General features: G+C 33.5%; 18 protein-coding genes. 12 read left to right on the forward strand and 6 right to left on the reverse strand.

What is annotated here, in order from left to right; translation table 11 throughout:
* Nucleotides 1–19 precede the first annotated feature (19 nt).
* From EV144_RS06195 to EV144_RS06240, 10 genes are all read left to right on the forward strand, one after another.
* Complete coding sequence (locus EV144_RS06195) at nucleotides 20–946, forward strand: DUF2167 domain-containing protein (RefSeq protein ID WP_134147130.1); 927 nt, start codon at nucleotides 20–22, stop codon at nucleotides 944–946.
* A 176-nt stretch (nucleotides 947–1,122) separates the two neighbouring features.
* Complete coding sequence (locus EV144_RS06200; RefSeq protein WP_134147132.1) at nucleotides 1,123–1,911, forward strand: TrmH family RNA methyltransferase; 789 nt, start codon at nucleotides 1,123–1,125, stop codon at nucleotides 1,909–1,911.
* 211 nt (nucleotides 1,912–2,122) lie between these two features.
* The gene (locus tag EV144_RS06205) at nucleotides 2,123–4,345 is read left to right on the forward strand and encodes a RelA/SpoT family protein (RefSeq protein ID WP_134147134.1); all 2,223 of its coding nucleotides are present in this window, start codon (nucleotides 2,123–2,125) and stop codon (nucleotides 4,343–4,345) included.
* 19 nt (nucleotides 4,346–4,364) lie between these two features.
* Nucleotides 4,365–4,907 (forward strand): hypothetical protein, encoded by a 543-nt coding sequence (locus tag EV144_RS06210; RefSeq protein ID WP_134147136.1) that lies wholly within the window; start codon nucleotides 4,365–4,367, stop codon nucleotides 4,905–4,907.
* A 182-nt stretch (nucleotides 4,908–5,089) separates the two neighbouring features.
* Entirely contained in the window at nucleotides 5,090–5,548 is a 459-nt protein-coding gene (locus EV144_RS06215) for a Fur family transcriptional regulator (protein WP_026981862.1), read from the forward strand.
* Between the two features lie 89 nt (nucleotides 5,549–5,637).
* On the forward strand, nucleotides 5,638–6,909 hold the full coding sequence (locus EV144_RS06220) for an adenylosuccinate synthase (RefSeq protein WP_134147138.1): 1,272 nt from the start codon (nucleotides 5,638–5,640) through the stop codon (nucleotides 6,907–6,909).
* A gap of 54 nt (nucleotides 6,910–6,963) precedes the next feature.
* Nucleotides 6,964–7,548: an NUDIX domain-containing protein gene (locus EV144_RS06225; protein WP_134147140.1), complete on the forward strand. Its 585-nt coding sequence runs from the start codon at nucleotides 6,964–6,966 to the stop codon at nucleotides 7,546–7,548.
* 60 nt (nucleotides 7,549–7,608) lie between these two features.
* Nucleotides 7,609–9,087, forward strand: coding sequence for a S41 family peptidase (locus EV144_RS06230; RefSeq protein WP_243854626.1), 1,479 nt, complete (start codon nucleotides 7,609–7,611; stop codon nucleotides 9,085–9,087).
* Nucleotide 9,088: 1 nt separating this feature from the next.
* Nucleotides 9,089–10,024: an alpha/beta hydrolase gene (locus EV144_RS06235; protein WP_134147142.1), complete on the forward strand. Its 936-nt coding sequence runs from the start codon at nucleotides 9,089–9,091 to the stop codon at nucleotides 10,022–10,024.
* Nucleotides 10,025–10,121: 97 nt separating this feature from the next.
* Nucleotides 10,122–11,009, forward strand: coding sequence for a L,D-transpeptidase (locus EV144_RS06240; protein ID WP_134147144.1), 888 nt, complete (start codon nucleotides 10,122–10,124; stop codon nucleotides 11,007–11,009).
* A gap of 210 nt (nucleotides 11,010–11,219) precedes the next feature.
* On the opposite strand, the gene guaB is transcribed toward EV144_RS06240, so the two are convergent.
* From guaB to EV144_RS06265, 5 genes are all read right to left on the reverse strand, one after another.
* A complete protein-coding gene (gene guaB, locus EV144_RS06245) occupies nucleotides 11,220–12,692 on the reverse strand; it encodes an IMP dehydrogenase (RefSeq protein WP_134147145.1) in 1,473 nt (490 codons plus the stop codon).
* Between the two features lie 209 nt (nucleotides 12,693–12,901).
* A complete protein-coding gene (locus EV144_RS06250; protein ID WP_134147147.1) occupies nucleotides 12,902–14,302 on the reverse strand; it encodes a DUF5723 family protein in 1,401 nt (466 codons plus the stop codon).
* Complete coding sequence (locus tag EV144_RS06255) at nucleotides 14,299–14,847, reverse strand: hypothetical protein (RefSeq protein WP_134147149.1); 549 nt, start codon at nucleotides 14,845–14,847, stop codon at nucleotides 14,299–14,301. The genes EV144_RS06250 and EV144_RS06255 overlap by 4 nt, the downstream gene beginning before the upstream one ends.
* Before the next feature lie 103 nt (nucleotides 14,848–14,950).
* Nucleotides 14,951–15,277: a hypothetical protein gene (locus EV144_RS06260; RefSeq protein ID WP_134147151.1), complete on the reverse strand. Its 327-nt coding sequence runs from the start codon at nucleotides 15,275–15,277 to the stop codon at nucleotides 14,951–14,953.
* A gap of 10 nt (nucleotides 15,278–15,287) precedes the next feature.
* Entirely contained in the window at nucleotides 15,288–16,154 is an 867-nt protein-coding gene (locus EV144_RS06265) for a hydroxymethylglutaryl-CoA lyase (protein WP_134147152.1), read from the reverse strand.
* 267 nt (nucleotides 16,155–16,421) lie between these two features.
* On the opposite strand from EV144_RS06265, the gene EV144_RS06270 reads away from it, so the two are divergent.
* Both EV144_RS06270 and EV144_RS06275 read left to right on the forward strand, forming a co-directional pair.
* Nucleotides 16,422–17,036 (forward strand): hypothetical protein, encoded by a 615-nt coding sequence (locus EV144_RS06270; protein ID WP_134147154.1) that lies wholly within the window; start codon nucleotides 16,422–16,424, stop codon nucleotides 17,034–17,036.
* A complete protein-coding gene (locus EV144_RS06275) occupies nucleotides 17,033–17,749 on the forward strand; it encodes a DUF3307 domain-containing protein (RefSeq protein ID WP_134147155.1) in 717 nt (238 codons plus the stop codon). Before EV144_RS06270 ends, EV144_RS06275 begins: the two co-directional genes overlap by 4 nt.
* On the opposite strand, the gene EV144_RS06280 is transcribed toward EV144_RS06275, so the two are convergent.
* A complete protein-coding gene (locus EV144_RS06280; RefSeq protein WP_134147157.1) occupies nucleotides 17,735–18,769 on the reverse strand; it encodes a quinone-dependent dihydroorotate dehydrogenase in 1,035 nt (344 codons plus the stop codon). The genes EV144_RS06275 and EV144_RS06280 overlap by 15 nt on opposite strands.
* Nucleotides 18,770–18,870: the final 101 nt, after the last annotated feature.

Consider the following 18,870-nt stretch of genomic DNA (forward strand, 5'->3'; position numbering starts at 1 on the left):
TAAAACCAACCAACCCAAAATGAAAAAAACCTTATTACTTATTTTGCTCAGCGTTATTTTTACATCAAAAATAGCCGCGCAAAAAGACACACTTACGGCATATTATGAGAAAATTGAAAAATCTTTTAAATATGAATCTGGAAAAATAAAACTTTCCGAAGGCGAAGGAACGCTGAATGTTCCTAAAGGATTTAAATTTTTAGACGGTGCACAGACGCAAAATATCTTAACCAATTTATGGGGAAATCCAGAAGATAAATCGATTTTAGGTTCGCTTGTTCCAGACGGAAAAGGCGTTACGCACAACAACAGCTGGCTATTTGTAATTAGCTATCAAGGTGATGGTTACGTAAAAGATGACGACGCTGATGATATCGATTACGACGATTTGCTTAAAACAATGAAAGAAGATGTCGCTGCAGAAAATACAGAAAGAAAAAAAGGCGGTTATTCTGAAGTACAACTAATTGGCTGGGCTTCAAAACCGTTTTATGATAAAGACACAAAAGTGCTGCATTGGGCAAAAGAACTGCAATTTGGTAAAGACGAAGAACATACTTTAAACTACGATTTAAGAGTTTTAGGAAGAAAAGGAATGTACAATATTTCGGCTGTTGCGGGAGTAAACCAGCTTGCAGAAGTAAAAGCAACTATTCCCGGAATCATCAAAAGTGTTGAATTTGCCGATGGTCATAAATATTTAGATTTTGATGCCGATACAGATACTGTTGCTGCCTGGACAATTGGCGGATTGGTAGCCGGAAAAGTATTAGCCAAAGTTGGATTTTTTGCCATTTTAGCAAAATTCGGAAAAGTGATTGTAATCTCCCTTTTAGCAGGATTTGCAGCAATTAAGAAATTCCTTTTCGGAAAAAAAGATCAGGTTGTAACCCGTCCTGAAGAAGAAACGGCACTTTTGGAAGATAAAAATTCTACTGAGGAATAATTTTTTTTTTTTGCCACGAATTACACGAATTTACACGAATTATTATATAAAATGAATTCGTGTAAATTCGTGTAATTCGTGGCAAACTTTTTCTATAAACCTACAAGGTTTTAAAAATCTTGCAGAAAGCAAAAAACTCTGTACCTTTGCCCCTTTGCAACTCTGTACCTTAAAAAATGAAACAAATCACTTCAATACAAAATCCGTTTATAAAATCACTTGTTTTATTGCAGGAAAAGGCAAAAGCCCGCAAACAAACCGGTACATTTTTAATTGAAGGTTTAAGAGAAATTTCATTAGCCATAAAAGGCGGTTACGAAATAGAAACCGTTTTATTTTTACCTGAATTGGTAACTGAAAGTCAGATTAACAAATTAGTTAATTCGCCAGTTCCATTAATAGAAATCAATAAAGAAGTTTATCAGAAATTAGCATATCGCGATACTACCGAAGGAATTTTGGCTGTAGCCAAAACAAAATCACTGCAATTATCGGATTTAAAATTATCTAAAAATCCGTTGATTTTAGTAGCAGAAGCTCCAGAAAAACCCGGAAATATTGGTGCACTTTTACGTACTGCCGATGCTGCAAATCTCGATGCTGTATTAATTGCAAATCCAAAAAGCGATTTATACAACCCAAATATCGTTCGCTCCAGCGTTGGCTGTTTGTTTACCAACCAGATAGCAACCGGAACAACAGCAGAAATTATTGCTTTTTTAAAAGAAAATAAAATCGATTTTTACTGCGCTACTTTACAAAATTCAACTTCATACCACACACAAAACTTCACAACACCAACTGCTTTGGTTGTTGGCACAGAAGCTACAGGACTAACGCAGGATTGGCGCGACGCTGCAACGCAAAATATCATTATCCCAATGCAGGGAGAAATTGACAGTATGAATGTTTCTGTTGCCGCTGCAATTTTAATTTTTGAAGCGAAAAGACAGAGAGGGTTTTAGATTTAAAGCTGCAAAGGCTCAAAGTCACAAAGTTGCAAAGCATATTGGGTTGAACGAAGCTTCATTTGGCATCTAACAAATCTAAATATTGATGCGTTTTCACCATCAAAAATCTAAAATCTATCCCGAGGCTTCGGGACTAAAATCAACAATCTAAACCCTTGCGTATGTTCTAACTTATTCTTATTTTTAGTACTTGAACTATGCCGTTATGATAGAAATAGATATAGAAAAAGAAAACAAAGCTATTGCGCAGGAATACAAGGAATTACTCCGAATTAGTTACCAAACTTTAACTCCGGCCGACAAAAAACTAATTCGTAAGGCTTTTGACGTTGCAGTGGATGCACACAAAGAACAAAGACGTAAATCTGGCGAAGCGTATATATTTCATCCTATTGCAGTTGCAAAAATTGTTGCTTCTGAAATTGGATTGGGAGCGACTTCTATTGCTGCAGCTTTATTGCACGATGTTGTAGAAGATACTCCTGTTACGGTAGAAGAAATTGAGCGTTTATTTAATCCAAAAGTAGCGCAATTGGTTGAAGGTCTGACTAAAATTTCATTAGTACAAAAAGATTTGAATGCCTCAATGCAGGCAGAGAATTTTAGAAAAATGATTCTGACTTTGAACGATGACGTACGCGTTATTCTGATCAAACTTGCAGATCGTTTGCACAATATGCAGACTATGGATTCGATGGCGGAATACAAACAGACCAAAATCGCATCTGAAACTTTATACATTTATGCTCCTCTCGCCCACCGTTTGGGACTTTATAATATTAAAACTAAACTAGAAGATTTAGGTTTAAAATATACGGAACCGGCTGTTTACAATGATATTGTAAGCAAAATTAGAGAGACAAAAGAAGAACAAGATGCTTATATCAAAGATATTTCGGATGTTTTAAAGAAATCTTTAGACAACGAAAATATCGATTATATCATAAAAGGACGTCCGAAATCTATTTATTCGATTCGTCGAAAAATGCGTGCGCAAAATGTAAGCTTCGATGAAGTTTACGACAAATTTGCGCTTAGAATTGTTTATAAATCAGATCCGCATGATGAAAAATTTGTGGCCTGGAAAATATATTCTATCGTAACCGATCATTACAGACCTAGCCCGAGTCGTTTGCGCGACTGGATTTCGTCACCAAAATCTACGGGTTATGAAGCGTTGCATATTACCGTTATGGGTCCAAAAGGACGCTGGGTTGAAGTTCAGGTTCGAAGCGAACGTATGGATGAAATCGCCGAAAAAGGTTACGCAGCACATTACAAATATAAAAATGGCGCTACAGAAGAAAGCGGTTTAGATGTTTGGCTGAATTTACTTCGTGAAGCATTAGAAAATCAGGAAACCAACGCGGTTGATTTTGTAGAGGATTTTAAAATGAATTTATATTCTAAAGAAATCTTTGTCTTTACACCAAAAGGTGAAATTAAATCGCTGCCAAAAGGGGCAACTTCTTTGGATTTTGCTTTTAGCATTCACTCCGAAATTGGAATTAAAACCAGAGGAACTCGTGTAAACGGACGTTTGGTGCCGCTGAATCACGAACTTAAAAGTGGGGATCAGGTCGAAGTTATTACGTCTGCAAACCAAAAACCAACAGTAAACTGGTTAGAATATGTAACGACTTCGAGAGCAAAAAATAAGATTAAAAACGTTCTTAACGAGAACACCAAAAAAATTGCAGAAGAAGGAAAAGAATTACTTACCAGAAAACTTAAGCATTTAAAAATCACTATAAATGAACAAGTTATCAATGAGTTGGTTAACTTTTTTAAACTTAAAACGAGTTTAGATTTATTTTTTAGAGTTGGAATTGGCGCAATTGAAAATCAGCAGTTAAAAGATTATGCTGCTCAAAAAAGCAATTCTTTTATCAATTTCTTTAAAAATAAAATTAAACGAAATAAAGATACTACTGCCGACGAGGATATTCATAAACCAGTCATCAGCAGTAATTATGATATGCTGGTTTTTGGAACTGAGCATGATAAATTGGATTATAAACTTTCTCAATGTTGTAATCCAATTCCAGGAGACGATGTTTTTGGATTTGTTACTATAAATGAAGGTATAAAAGTGCACAAAAAAGATTGTCCGAACGCAATCGGAATGCAGTCTAATTATGCGTATAGAATCATGAGCGCCAAATGGATAGATTCGTCTCAGGAAGAATTTAAAGCCATTATCAACATTACTGGAATGGACGTTTTAGGTCTTACGAACCAATTGACAAGAGTAATTTCTAACAATATGAGTGTTAATATTCAAAGTATTTCTTTGAGTACCGACGCTGGAATTTTTCACGGTCAAATTGCTGTTATTGTGAAGAATAATACGATTCTGAAGAAAATGATCAGCGCAATCAAAAAAATTGATGGTGTTGATAAGGTAACGCGAGAATACAGAACTTAAGTCTTTATAAAACAATCAAATGAGAAATGACCATTTAAAAATACCGGAAGTATTTTTTGACGAAAAAGGAGAACTTATCATCACGGCTTCTGATTCTTCTTCTAAAAATGATTTTGATTTTTTTAAAGGCAAATCGAACATTATCAATAAAAAACTAAAAACAAGACTTTCTAATTGTACAGAATGGATTGAATTTCCATCGACTCAGGAAATGTACACGATTCTAAACGGAATTGGCAACATCGATAATTTTCTCGCCACTTTTGACGGCGAACCTTTTGAGGGAATGACAGTTCGCTTGTTTAATCCTTTAACAAAATTATGGAGCATTTATTGGTCGGATTCTAATACTGGTGTTTTAGACAAACCTGTAATTGGTTCGTTTGAAAATAAAGTAGGCCATTTTTTCTCTAAAGACGTTTACGAAAACAAAGAGGTAATTCAGGTTTTTCGATGGGATGCAAGAGACGAAAATAATCCGGTCTGGAGTCAGGCCATGAGTGCAGACCAAGGAAAAAACTGGGAATGGAACTGGTATATGTTTATGACAAAAGTGAAATAATGAATTTGTTGGTTTTTTCATAAAAATACACAAATATGTTAAGATGCTTACCGAAACAAGAAAAACAATGGCCCTTAAAAGCCTAAAATAAGTGCATTAGAACTTACTTAATACAGAATTGAAAGTTAAACTTTGATCCTTAAACTTTTATTCATTAAAATAAAAAATTATCTTTGCAGGATATGACACTCATTTCAACTGACAACACTAAAAATCAAGAAATTGTAAAAAATGTTTTTACAATGTATCTTGAGCAAAAAGGGCATCGCAAAACTCCTGAGCGTTATGCTATACTTCAGGAAATTTACGATAGCGAAGAGCATTTTGATATTGAAAATCTTTATATCAAAATGAAAAACAAAAACTACCGTGTGAGTAGAGCAACTTTATACAACACGATTGAGTTATTGTTGGACTGCGCATTGGTTAGAAAACACCAATTTGGGCAAAATCAGGCTTACTACGAAAAATCGTATTTCGACAAACAGCACGATCATATTATCATGACTGATTCTGGCGAAGTTATTGAGTTTTGCGATCCAAGGATTCAAACCATCAAAAAAACTATCGAAGAAATATTTGATATTGAGATTACAAATCATTCTCTTTATTTCTACGGAAACAAAAAACAAAAACAATAGTCCAGGAAAGGCTTTATTTAGAAAAAAAAGAAAATTAACTACATAATCAGTAGGACAACTTAGATTGTCCCAACGCAAATTAAAAAAGAATGACCGTAGATTTATTACTAGGATTACAATGGGGAGATGAAGGTAAAGGAAAAATTGTTGACGTACTTACCTCAAATTATGATATTATTGCACGTTTTCAAGGAGGACCAAATGCAGGACATACATTAGAATTTGACGGAATTAAACATGTACTTAGAACGATTCCTTCTGGAATTTTTCATAAAAAATCAATAAACATCATCGGAAATGGTGTTGTAATAGATCCGGTAGTTTTTCAAAAAGAAATCGAAGGTTTAGAGAAATTCAATATTGATATTAAAGCTAAATTAATCATTTCCAGAAAAGCGCATTTAATTTTACCAACACACCGTTTGCTTGATGCTGCTTCTGAAGCTTCAAAAGGAAAAGCAAAAATTGGTTCTACTCTTAAAGGTATTGGCCCAACTTATATGGACAAAACGGGTAGAAATGGTTTACGTGTTGGAGATATTGAACTAGAAGATTTTAAAGAAAGATACAGAGCATTAGCAGACAAGCACGAAGCTATGATTGCTTTTTACGATGTAGCAATTCAATATAACTTAGACGAGCTTGAAAAAGAATTTTTTGAAGCTATCGAAGAATTAAAAAAATTAGATTTTATTGACAGTGAAGAATATATGTACCAAGCTCAAAAAGCGGGTAAATCTATTTTATGCGAAGGTGCTCAAGGATCTTTATTAGATGTTGATTTCGGAACTTATCCTTTTGTAACTTCATCAAACACTACTGCTGCTGGTGCTTGTACTGGTTTAGGAATTGCTCCTAATAAAATCAAAGAAGTTTACGGAATTTTTAAAGCGTATGTTACTCGTGTGGGCAGCGGACCTTTCCCAACTGAACTTTTTGACGAAGTTGGTGCTACAATGGCAAGAGTTGGTAACGAGTTTGGTTCTGTTACAGGAAGACAAAGACGTTGCGGATGGTTAGACTTAGTAGCTTTAAAATATGCTGTTCAGGTAAACGGAGTAACACAATTAATGATGATGAAAGGCGACGTTCTTTCTGGATTCGAAACTTTAAAAGTGTGTACAGAATACAACTACAAAGGACAAAATATTTCTCACTTTCCTTACAACATCGAACCAGAAAATGTAACTCCGGTTTACAAAGAGTTTAAAGGATGGAAAGCAGACTTAACAGGATTGACAACTTACGATCAATTACCAATTGAGCTAAAAGAATATATTGAATTTATTGAAGCTGAAGTTGGAGTGCCAATCAAAATTGTATCGGTTGGACCAGACAGAAAACAAACAATAACAAAATAATTCCACTAAACGCTCTGATAATCAGAGCGTTTTTTTTTATATAAAATATTTGCCATGAGAAAAAATCCGGAAATTAAAATTACAGATACCAAATTACTATCCGATAATTGGTATGTTTTAAACAAGGTTACTTTTGATTATAAAAAAGAGAATCAACCAGTTGAATCACATATTCGTGAAGTTTACGATCGTGGTAACGGCGCTGGAATCTTACTTTACAACAGTATTAAAAAAACCGTTATTCTAACAAGACAATTTCGTCTGCCGACTTTCCTTAACGGAAATAAAACCGGAATGATGATAGAAGTTTGTGCAGGACTTTTGGATAAGGATAATGCGGAGCAGGCGATTATTCGCGAGACTGAAGAAGAAACTGGTTATCGCTTAAAAAAAGTTCAGAAAGTAATTGAAACTTATATGTCTCCAGGTTCTGTAACCGAGATTTTGTATCTTTTTGTGGGTGAATACGAAGAAAACATGAAAGTTAGCGAAGGCGGCGGACTGGATGCTGAACAGGAAAACATCGAAGTGCTGGAATATACTTTTGATGAAGCTTATACCATGATTGAATCTGGCGAAATTACAGATGCCAAAACTATTTTATTATTACAGCATGCTAAAATAAAAGGTTTGGTGTAAGACAATTTTCATTATTTTAGATTTGAATTTAACTGCTTTATGATGTTCAAATCTAAAATAATGTTTTTTCTTTTTCTTCCATTTTTGATGGTTTCACAAAATAAGAAACTGACAATAAATGAATTAAAACAAGATCTTACTGTTTTTAAAGAAATAAGAGAACAAGCCAATTCTGGTCTTTATAAATACCGGACAAAAAAACAGATTGACAGTATTTATTTATGGGCATTTAATGAAATAAAACAGCCAAAATCCTTACTTGATTTTTATAAGATAATTTTAAAAATCACTGATTTTGAAGGAAGCACACACAATGATACTTCTCTGCCTGATGATTTTGAGAAAAATTACTTTTCCGGAAATGGATTTTTCCTGTATCCCATAAAACTTTTTAATAATAAAATTATTGTCAATTTTAAAAACGCAGCAATTCCTTTAGGTTCTGAAATACACAGCATTAACGGAAATAAAATTGACAAGATTATTCACGATTTTTATAAATATTATACCACAGACGGCTATAATATTACTGGTAAATCTATTGGAATAACTTCTTCTTTTGCTAAATATTTTGTTTTAGAATATGGATTGCAAAAAAGCTTTCTTGTTGAATATTCTCTTCCTCACGAATCTCAATTATTAAGTGCAATTATTGATGGAGTAAATAATGAAACAAGAAAAGAAAACTTCAAAAAACGTTACTCCTTGCCTATTGACAGTCTACAATTTAGCAGGGCTCAAAAAGACAAATATTCTTTTAAAATTCTAAACTCAAATACGGCATTGCTTTCTATACATACTTTTGTAATTGGCCGTAATGCAGAAGACAAAGAACATTTGGCGTATAAAAAATATCTCGACAGCTGTTTTGATATACTTTCTAAAAATACAGCTGTAAAAAATTTAATTGTTGACGTACGAGATAATGGCGGCGGGACTGACCCGAACGATATTTTGACTTTTTCTTATCTTTCACAAAACTCCTATCAGGAAAATGCATCGGCTTATGTAACTTTTCAAAATATTCCTTTTCCCAATTATTATGTTTACGAGGAAACAGAATCTAAAAAACAAAAAGAAGAAAGATTAGATTTTGAAAGTGAATTAAAAGAAGAATTTCCATATTTAAAAGACGGAAAATATTTTCAAAGCCCAAAATTCAATACAATATTACAGCCAGATAAAAATGCCTTTAAGGGGCAGGTTTATTTGCTTATAAGTCCGCGGATTGCTTCTGCGGGTTCCCTTTTTGCTTCATTAGTAAAAGGAAAAACAAACGCCATTATTATTGGCGAAGAAACGATGGGAGGCTATTTTGGGCATAACGGACATACTCCGGTTGAATATGAACTTCCAAATTCAAAAATAAAAACCCAGTTTTCTATAGTAAACTTAGAACAGGATGTTTCTAAAAAGCCAAATCAGATTTTTGGAAGAGGCGTAATTCCAGATTTTGAAGTTCCTCAGACTTTTGAGGATTTTATGCAAAATAAGGATACTCAGATGGATTATACTTTGAAATTAATAGATAAATTATAAAATGAAATTATTCAAAAAAAGATATCTCAAAATACTGCTCTTCGTTTTTGCAATTATGAATGCAATTGCATTTTTGCATGCTTATAAATTCACTCATTTTAAAGAAGATAATACCGAAAAGACAAAAAGCCCTGAAAAATTATCTTCTTTAGAGAAAGTGAAAACTTTATTTTTTGGAGTTAATAATCCCAAATCTAAAAACAGAAAATTTCCACCTCAAAAATACCAGACTTTAAAACTGAAAAGTAATAAAGAAATTGAATGCTGGCTTATTAAAAATGAAAACTCAAAAGGCACTGTTATTCTTTTTCATGGTTATGGCGGAGAAAAATCTTCAATGATTGACAAGTCAAATGAGTTTCAAAAACTTGGTTTCAGCACGATGCTTGTTGATTTTATGGGAAGCGGAAATTCAGAAGGAAATCAAACTACAATTGGTTATAAAGAAGCTGAGGAAGTCAAAACTTCATTTGATTATTTAAATCAAAAAGGAGAAAAAAATATCTACCTTTTTGGAACTTCAATGGGCGCAGTTGCTATAATGAAATGCATTAACGATTACAAAATACAACCTAAAGGAATTGTAATTGAATGTCCGTTTGGCTCTATGTATCAAACCGTTTGTGCGAGATTTAAAAAAATGAATGCTCCAACGTTTCCTATGGCTGGAATTTTATTATTTTGGGGCGGTATTCAAAATGGTTTTTGGGGATTTAATCATAATCCAACTGAATACGCAAAAAACATTAAATGCCCCGTTCTACTGCTTTATGGAGAAAAAGATAAAAGTGTAAGCCGTAAAGAGATAGACGAAATTTATGCTAATTTAGAAGGTGCAAAAACATTAAAAGTTTATAAAAACACGGGACACGAGAATTATTTAAAGAGAAATAAAACGCAATGGATCGAGGATATTAGAGCTTTTATGACATTTTGAAAATAATCAAATGAAAATCAAATAAACAATCCAAAAAATTGTATAACGCTTTTTAAGTACAAAAAAGTGAACTTTATCATAATTAAAACGACCAGTTATGAAAAAGTTATATTACATCTCAAATGCCCTTCTTTTAGTAGTTTTATCTTTATTGATTTCTTGTAATCAATCTAAAACGACTCGTAATGAAAAAGAAACAAAAACTCCAGAACATAAAAAAATTGAATACAAAAAACCAAGTTCTGTTGAATATCATTTTGAAAAAACCAAAGAATGGCTTAAAACAAACGGAGCCGACAGCAGTAAAGTAAGCATTGCTTATGCGGTGAACAGAACAGACAAAAATGGTGTAGCCAAAATGGATTCTATTGTGGTTCCTGCAGATTTTAGCGGTGATTTGGTTTACTATCTTCCTTTTCCGTTACACGTTAGTTCTTTAGAAGAAGTTTCTAAAGTTTTGATATTCTCTTACCCTACACAAACATTTGCTGCTTACGAAAACGGCGAATTAGTATATACCGGCCCAACTAATATGGGAAGAAAAAAAGATCCTACACCAACAGGATTATTTTTTACCAATTGGAAAGCCGAAAAAACAACGAGTACTTTTAATGACGAATGGGATTTAAAATGGAATTTTAACATCGAAAATAAACTTGGTGTTGGTTTTCATCAATATGAATTGCCCGGATATCCAGCATCACATTCATGTTTAAGACTGCTTGAAAAAGATGCCAAATACTTATACAAATGGGCTGATGAATGGATCTTGAAGGACAAAGAAAATGTAAAAGTAAAAGGTACGCCGGTAATTGTTTTTGGAAGTTATAATTTTGACGGTCCAAAACCTTGGTACGATTTAGTAAAAGATGCTAAAGCTTTGAACATTTCAGAAGCTGATATTGATTCACAGGTAAAATCTTTTATAACACAGATTTTAGAAAATCAGAAACTTAGAGAAGCTGAGCAGACTGAAGCATTATAATATTTTTTTTCCTGCCGCGAATTTTACCAATATATCCGAATTACTAGCATTGGGGTAAATTTATGGAATTCGTGGCTTTTTTTATTGTTGTTTTTAATGTCTCGCAGATTTTGCAGATTTAGGAGATTCATTCTACTATTATTGAGTTTAGAAATAAAAAAGGCGTAAGAATTAAATCTTACGCCTTTTGTTTTATAATGAAAGCTTAAATTATCTTGAATAATTTGGAGCTTCTTTTGTAATAGTAACATTATGAGGATGACTTTCTGTAATTCCGCTTGAAGTGATTCTCACAAAACGTCCAGATTCTTGTAAAGTCGGAATATCTTTAGAACCGCAGTATCCCATTCCGGCACGAAGACCTCCAATAAATTGAAGCATACTTTCGTTTAATTCTCCTTTGTAAGGAACACGACCAACAATTCCTTCCGGAACTAATTTTTTAACGTCGTCTTCAACATCTTGGAAATAACGGTCTTTTGATCCTGTTTGCATTGCTTCAACAGAACCCATTCCACGGTAAGATTTGAATTTTCTTCCTTCAAAAATGATAGTTTCTCCCGGAGATTCTTTTGTTCCTGCCAATAATGAACCTAACATTACACAGTCAGCACCCGCAGCAATTGCTTTAGGAATATCTCCAGTGTAACGAATTCCACCATCTGCAATTACCGGAACTCCAGTTCCTTTGATCGCTGCAGCAACTTCAAGAACTGCAGAAAATTGAGGAAAACCAACACCTGCAACGATACGAGTTGTACAGATAGAACCAGGTCCGATTCCAACTTTTACACCATCTGCACCATTTTCAACTAAATATTTAGCTGCTTCCGGAGTGGCAATGTTTCCAACAATTACATCAATTTCAGGGAATTTTGATTTTACTTCTTTTAATGTGTTTACCACACCTTCTGTATGTCCGTGAGCTGTATCGATAATAATAGCATCTACACCAGCAGCAACTAAAGCTTCTGCTCTTTGTACTGCATCACCTGTAACACCAATTGCAGCAGCAACTCTTAAGCGTCCTAAGCTGTCTTTGTTTGCGATTGGTTTTTGAGTTAGTTTGGTAATATCCCTAAAAGTGATTAAACCAACTAATTCATATTTATCATTTACAACCGGTAATTTTTCGATTTTGTGGCCTTGTAAAACTACTTCGGCTTGTTCTAGTGAAGTTCCTTCTGCAACGGTAACTAAGTTTTTACTTGTCATTACCTCAACAATGGCTCTTGAACCATTTTTCTCAAAACGTAAATCACGGTTTGTTACGATTCCTTTTAGGATTTTATTTTCGTCAACGATAGGAATTCCGCCAATTCCGAATTCTTTCATTGCGTTTTTTGCGTCTGCAATTGTAGAAGTCATTGGTAAAGTAACCGGATCAATGATCATTCCTGCTTCTGCACGTTTTACTTTTCTAACCTTCGCTGCTTGCTGCTCGATGGTCATGTTTTTATGTAAAACACCAATTCCGCCTTCCTGCGCCATAGCAATTGCCATTGCACTTTCTGTAACGGTATCCATAGCAGCTGATACTATCGGAACGTTTAGTGTTATGTTTCTTGAAAATTTTGATTTGATACTCACTTCGCGAGGAAGCACATTAGAGTAGTTAGGTACTAATAATACATCATCGTAAGTTAAACCTTCGCCGATGATCTTGGAGTTGTGTGCTATCATTGTTGCAATTTCTAGTTGAATTGCGTGCAAATATAGTGATAAAATTGGCAACTTGTTCACCTGCCTAATCATAAAATTGTATTTACAGGAAAGCGCTTACAAAATAAAAAACTCAATTGAAACCATATAAGTGATATAAGTTCATTTAAATACAGCTCGAAAATAACATGAACTTATATCACTTATATGGTAAAAAAAAATTCTATTGATTAGTCTTCTTTATTTTGAAATACGAAATTGAAACCAAATTGAAATGCTGCACTATTGGCTTTAGAAATATCTTTATATTCCAAAACATTATTAACGAGTGCATAAATATTAAAGCTTCCTAAAGTGCCGGAAAGTCCGAGTCCAATGTTTTTACTTGAAAAAGCGTCTAATGTATAAGTGGCTTTTACGTCTAATTTTTTGAAAATACTGCGTTTGTAAAAAGCGGTTAACGCTAGAATTGGTGATCTTGGTGCCGTCATGGCAAAAAACTGAAGTCCAACATCATTTAAATAACGCTTTTCTATATGACCTCTGCAATTGCAATCTTCATCTGAACGGTATTCTCCAAATGAATATTGAAGAGAAGAATATATTTTTGTGGGTCTCCAAGTGGTATATTTATTATAAAGTGTATCTCTTGGAATTGCTTTATCAAATTCATCGAAAACATTTTCAGGATCATCAGTTCCCAAAAAATCGGGATTTGCACCATTATATTGATACGTTCCTTTGTATTTTAATGTTTCAATATCTTTTGACTGTCTAATAAAACCAATATCAATTACACTGGCTGTAAACTGAAGATTATCTTTAAAATAGTAGGTAATTCCGGCATCAAAACCTAAACCATGACTTCCGTTAAAAAAAGTATTATGTACTACATCTTCGGCAATATTACCTTCGTATTCGTCTTTTGTAAATTTTGAAATACCTGACGTTTTCAACTCCATATCCGAAGATACAATCTGGTTATACAAATTAGGCGTTCCTGCATTCTGACCTGTAAAAACATATCCTGAATTCTTGGTTGAAGTAGCATTTGCACCGCTTTTATAAATTTTTACCCGACCGCCGTAAACAAATTTATCACTTACTTTTTTATGAAAACCTACATGAAATACAGAAAGTACTTCGGCTTTTAAACTAAGATCTCCCAGATTAAAGGATTTTCCGATGTAATTTTTGTTTCCATCTAATGCTAATATTGCAAGATCTTTGGGCATGAACATAAAAAAATCAAATTCCTGATACATTCCAAACGAAATATACGATTTGCTTTCTCTGCCTCCTACTCTAAAACCTCCAGAAAATAATTCTAATTGTTGGTTTGTTATTATTCTGTCTTTGCTGGATGATTTATTAACTACGTTTCGCACCTTATCGTTAAAATCAACGCCGTTATCTGCAAATAAATCGTAGGCAGAAAAACTGCTTGATCCCAAATTGGCTGAAACTCCGGATAAAATCGGAACACCAAAATAAAATTTATACGAAACATCGGCACCAGGATTTACAAGTGATGCCTGCGGAATTGAGGTAAAATTATATAGCACTTCTTTATTCTGAGAAAAAGAAGAAAGCTGGTAAAAGGCAAGTAATACTATTAATACTTTCTTCATTCGATTTCCAGATAGGCTGTTGCACTTGATTTTAATTTTATACGCCCCGTACTATTTTGATTTAACGGAGGACCCGAAGCAATAGTCAGGATAAAACCAATTTTAGCAGTTTGTTTTAATAAATCGAGTCTTTGATTTTCAAATACTTCAGTAGGATATTTTATAACATTAGAACTTCCTACATAAGCCGGAACAGGAAAAGAAATGGTTTCGAGAATATCATCATTTGCATTCAGTAATAATACATCGAGCCTAAATGTTCTGTTAATGGTATTTTCTACTTCAAAATTAAATTCGGCTTTTGTGAGTTCATCTCTAAAAAACCTATTTTTAAAAATATCAAAAGTACTTGTATCATAGATAATATGAGTTCCTCCATCATCCAAAAGCTGATTGGCAGCCACATCAAAATAAGCCAGATTTCCGACTACAACTGGCTCCAATTTTAAATCATTGACCTGATTAAAATCTAAGTCACTGGAACAAGAAAATAAAAATAGGGTGAGAAATAGTAAGCCAGTAGCTTTATTTATGAGGATTCTCATGATAAATTAAATTACTAATAATAATACAGAACTTCATTCTTATAGTATTATTATCCGTGAATAGTAAATTTAGTTAATTTTATTGGTAATAAAAAAAATAAGATTATTCTTTAATATCTATTATAACTATAGAAGGATTTAATATCTTTTCAAGATCATCGATTGTCAATAAATCTTGAATTGTTTTTTCTATACAGTTTCTGGTCAGTTCTTCTACTAATAGATCTGGAGGAATTAAATATAAACCATTAAGATTATTTCCAACATTCTTATCATATTCAGCAGCTGTCTTTACAAAATCATACGTCCAAACATTTAATCCATATTTTCTTCCGTCTTTCATGTAAACATGTATGTTGCAAAAATCACTATCAATTTTCCAATCATCTCCAACTTCTTCAAATTCTAGCCAAAGTTCAAAATCTTTCATAAATCTTTTTTTAATGAAACTTCCCAAACAATTTTGAAGCTTCATTATAAGCACTTTCAAAACTCAAAGAATTTAATCCTGTTGTCTTTTTATTGGCTGTAAAATAAGAGATTAGTTTCTCTGTCGGCATATTTCCGGTTAGTTTATCAGTTGCCATTGGGCATCCGCCAAAACCTTGTATTGCGCCGTCAAAGCGTGTACAGCCGGCTTTTGATGCAGCATCAATTTTCTCAAACCAGCTGTCGGGCGTAGTATGCAGGTGCGCGCCAAATTCTATTTGAGGATATTTCGGAATTAAATTAGAAAAAAGATACGTAATAACTTCTGGTGTTGAACTTCCTACGGTATCAGAAAGTGATAAAATTTTCACGCCCATTCCGGCCAGTTTTTCTGTCCATTGGCTTACAATTTCAACATTCCAAGGATCTCCGTACGGATTTCCAAAACCCATCGAAAGATACGTAACTACTTCTTTGTTTTTTTTATCGGCAATTTCCAGAATTTCTTCTAATGTGATTAAAGATTCTGCAATGGTTTTATGTGTATTTCTCATCTGAAAGTTCTCAGATATAGAAAATGGAAATCCTAAATATTGAATTGCTTCATATTCTGCCGCCAAAGCTGCGCCCTGCGTATTGGCAATTATAGAAAGTAATTTACTTGTTGTCTGCGAAAGATCAAGCTGTGCCAATAACTCGGCTGTGTCCTGCATCTGCGGAATTGCTTTTGGCGAAACAAAGCTTCCGAAATCAATTGTATCAAAGCCTACTCTAAGCAGAGCTTGTATATAAGCAGCCTTATTTTTTGTAGGAATAAAGGTTTTGATGCCTTGCATGGCATCCCGTGGACATTCGATAATTTTGATTTCTTTACTCAAAGCTTATTCTTTTGTAAAGGCTAAGTTAATTCCTTTTTTATAGAAATAAAAGTTATAATTTTCTTTAAATTATCGTATTACTAAATTCTGTAATAGTAAAGGATATTACAATATGAAGTAATAAATGAATGTATTACATATTTCTACAATAGATATAATTATTACCAAATTAAGTAATAACATTGAATATTACACAAAAACGTAATACAAAAAATAATTCCGTATATTTGTAATAGAAGTTTTATTTATTTTTAATTATATTTGAATATGACAAGCGTAATTACAGGCGATATAATCGACTCTAGAAAACAGAAAGAGACTAATTGGGTTGAAGGTTTAAAAAAAATCTTGTCTCCATTTGGAGAAACCCCAAGTCAATGGGAAGTTTATAGAGGCGATGAATTTCAAATCGAAATAAAAAATCCTGAAGATGCATTATGGTCTGCTATTTTGATAAAAGCACATTTAAGAGCTATAAAATTAGACGCGAGAATGAGTATTGGTTTTGGAGATAAAACGCACGATGCCGAAAAATTATCCGAAAGTTATGGCGGTGCATTTATTAATTCCGGAGAGCTTTTTGAAACTTTAAAAAAACAAAAAGTAACTTTAGCATTACGCACAGGCGATGCGCTTACAGATGAAAGATTAAATCTGATGCTACAGCTGGCTTTGACTTTTATGGACAATTGGCTGGTACAATCGGCAGAATTTGTTGCTCTTGCCATAGAAAATCCGGCTTTGTCGCAAGAAGAGTTAGGACAAAAATTAGGCATCAATCAGGCTGCGGTGAGCAGGAGACAAAAACGCGCTCAGTTTGATTTGATTATAAGTTTAGACCGTTATTTTAGAACACAAATAAAACAACTTACAGCCCCATGATTTTATTTATAAAACTACTTTTGGCACATTTATTAGGCGATTTTATCTGGCAGCCCAACTCTTGGGTAGCCGATAAGGAAGTTAAAAAACATAAAAGTATTTATTTGTACCTGCATATTTTACTGCATGGAATTTTGTCTGCCCTTCTGGTTGGAGAAATTCGGTTTATTCCTTATGCCGTTTTAATTGCTGTAATACACGGAATTATCGATTTGATCAAATTAAGTTTTCAAAAAAAGGAAAACAAACGCACTTGGTTTGTTGTAGATCAAATAGCGCATTTTTTGGTTTTAATTGGAATTGTTTTTCTCTATGAAAACAAAACAATAGATGTACTTTGGTTTGGCAGTCAGTTTTGGATTGTATTGACTGGAATTTTATTCATAACAAAACCGACTTCGATTTTTATTAAAATTATTATTTCTATCTGGAGTCCCGAAAACACAGAAAGTCACATTGACAATTCTCTTGCCAGCGCAGGGAATTATATCGGAATATTAGAACGTTTATTTGTATTCGGATTTATCCTGACGGGACATTTTGAAGCGATCGGATTTTTATTGGCCGCAAAATCTATTTTTAGATTCGGAGATTTACAAGAGGCCAAAGACAGAAAACTCACCGAGTATGTTTTAATTGGCACACTGATGAGTTTTGGTATTGCGATCGTTACAGGATTAGTCGTTCAGGCATTGCTTTTACAACTGCTGTAAAACTTTTTTGTTTATTGCTTTTATTAATGCCGGACCTTCGTAAATAAAACCAGTGTATAATTGTACTAAACTTGCACCGGCATTTAGTTTTTCGATTGCATCATCTGCAGAATGTATGCCTCCTACTCCAATAATTGGGAATGCTTTATTGCTTTTTTCAGAAAGAAAACGAATTACTTCTGTAGAACGTTTCGTTAATGGTTTTCCAGACAATCCTCCAGTTTCTGTTTGATTTGCAGATTGAAGACCGTCTCTGGAAATAGTAGTATTTGTTGCAATTACACCCGCAATCTGCGTTGTTTTTACAATATCAATAATATCCAATAATTGTTCGTCTGTTAAGTCTGGAGCAATTTTTAAAAGAATTGGTTTTACTTTTTGAGTACTTGTTTTTTGCTTTTCTACATTTCTGTTTTGCAAAGTCTGCAATAAAGCAGTTAAAGGCTCTTTATCCTGTAAAGCTCTTAAATTTGGTGTATTTGGCGAACTCACATTCACAACAAAATAATCAACGTGATCAAACAAAGCATCAAAACAAATGATATAGTCGTCAACCGCGTTTTCGTTTGGCGTTACTTTATTTTTTCCGATGTTTCCTCCTATCAAAACACCTGAATTCTTTTTTAAACGTTCTACAGCTTCAAGAACGCCACCATTATTAAATCCCATTCGGTTAATAATCGCCTGATCTGCTTTTAAACGAAATAAACGTTTTTTAGGATTTCCTTCTTGTCCAACCGGCGTAACAGTTCCTATTTCAATAAAACCAAAACCAAAATCAGAAAGCTCTTTGTATAGCTTGGCATCTTTATCAAATCCTGCTGCAAGTCCTACCGGGTTTTTAAATTTAATTCCGAAAACCTCACGCTCTAAACGACTGTCTTTTACTTCGTAAATTGCTTTAATAATTGATGAAACGCCTGGGATTTTTGAAATGAATTTTACAAATGAAAAAGTAAAATAGTGCACTTCTTCTGGATCAAAACAAAAAAGTATCGGACGAATTATCAATTTATACATAGTGAGTTGTTGTTATTTTTTCGGTTGCAAATTTAATTATAATACTTGAAAGTGTCCCTATATAGTTTAACACCATAATTAAATTTTATGTGATAAATATT

It is taken from the genome of Flavobacterium sp. 270 (assembly GCF_004368785.1).
Classification (GTDB): domain Bacteria; phylum Bacteroidota; class Bacteroidia; order Flavobacteriales; family Flavobacteriaceae; genus Flavobacterium.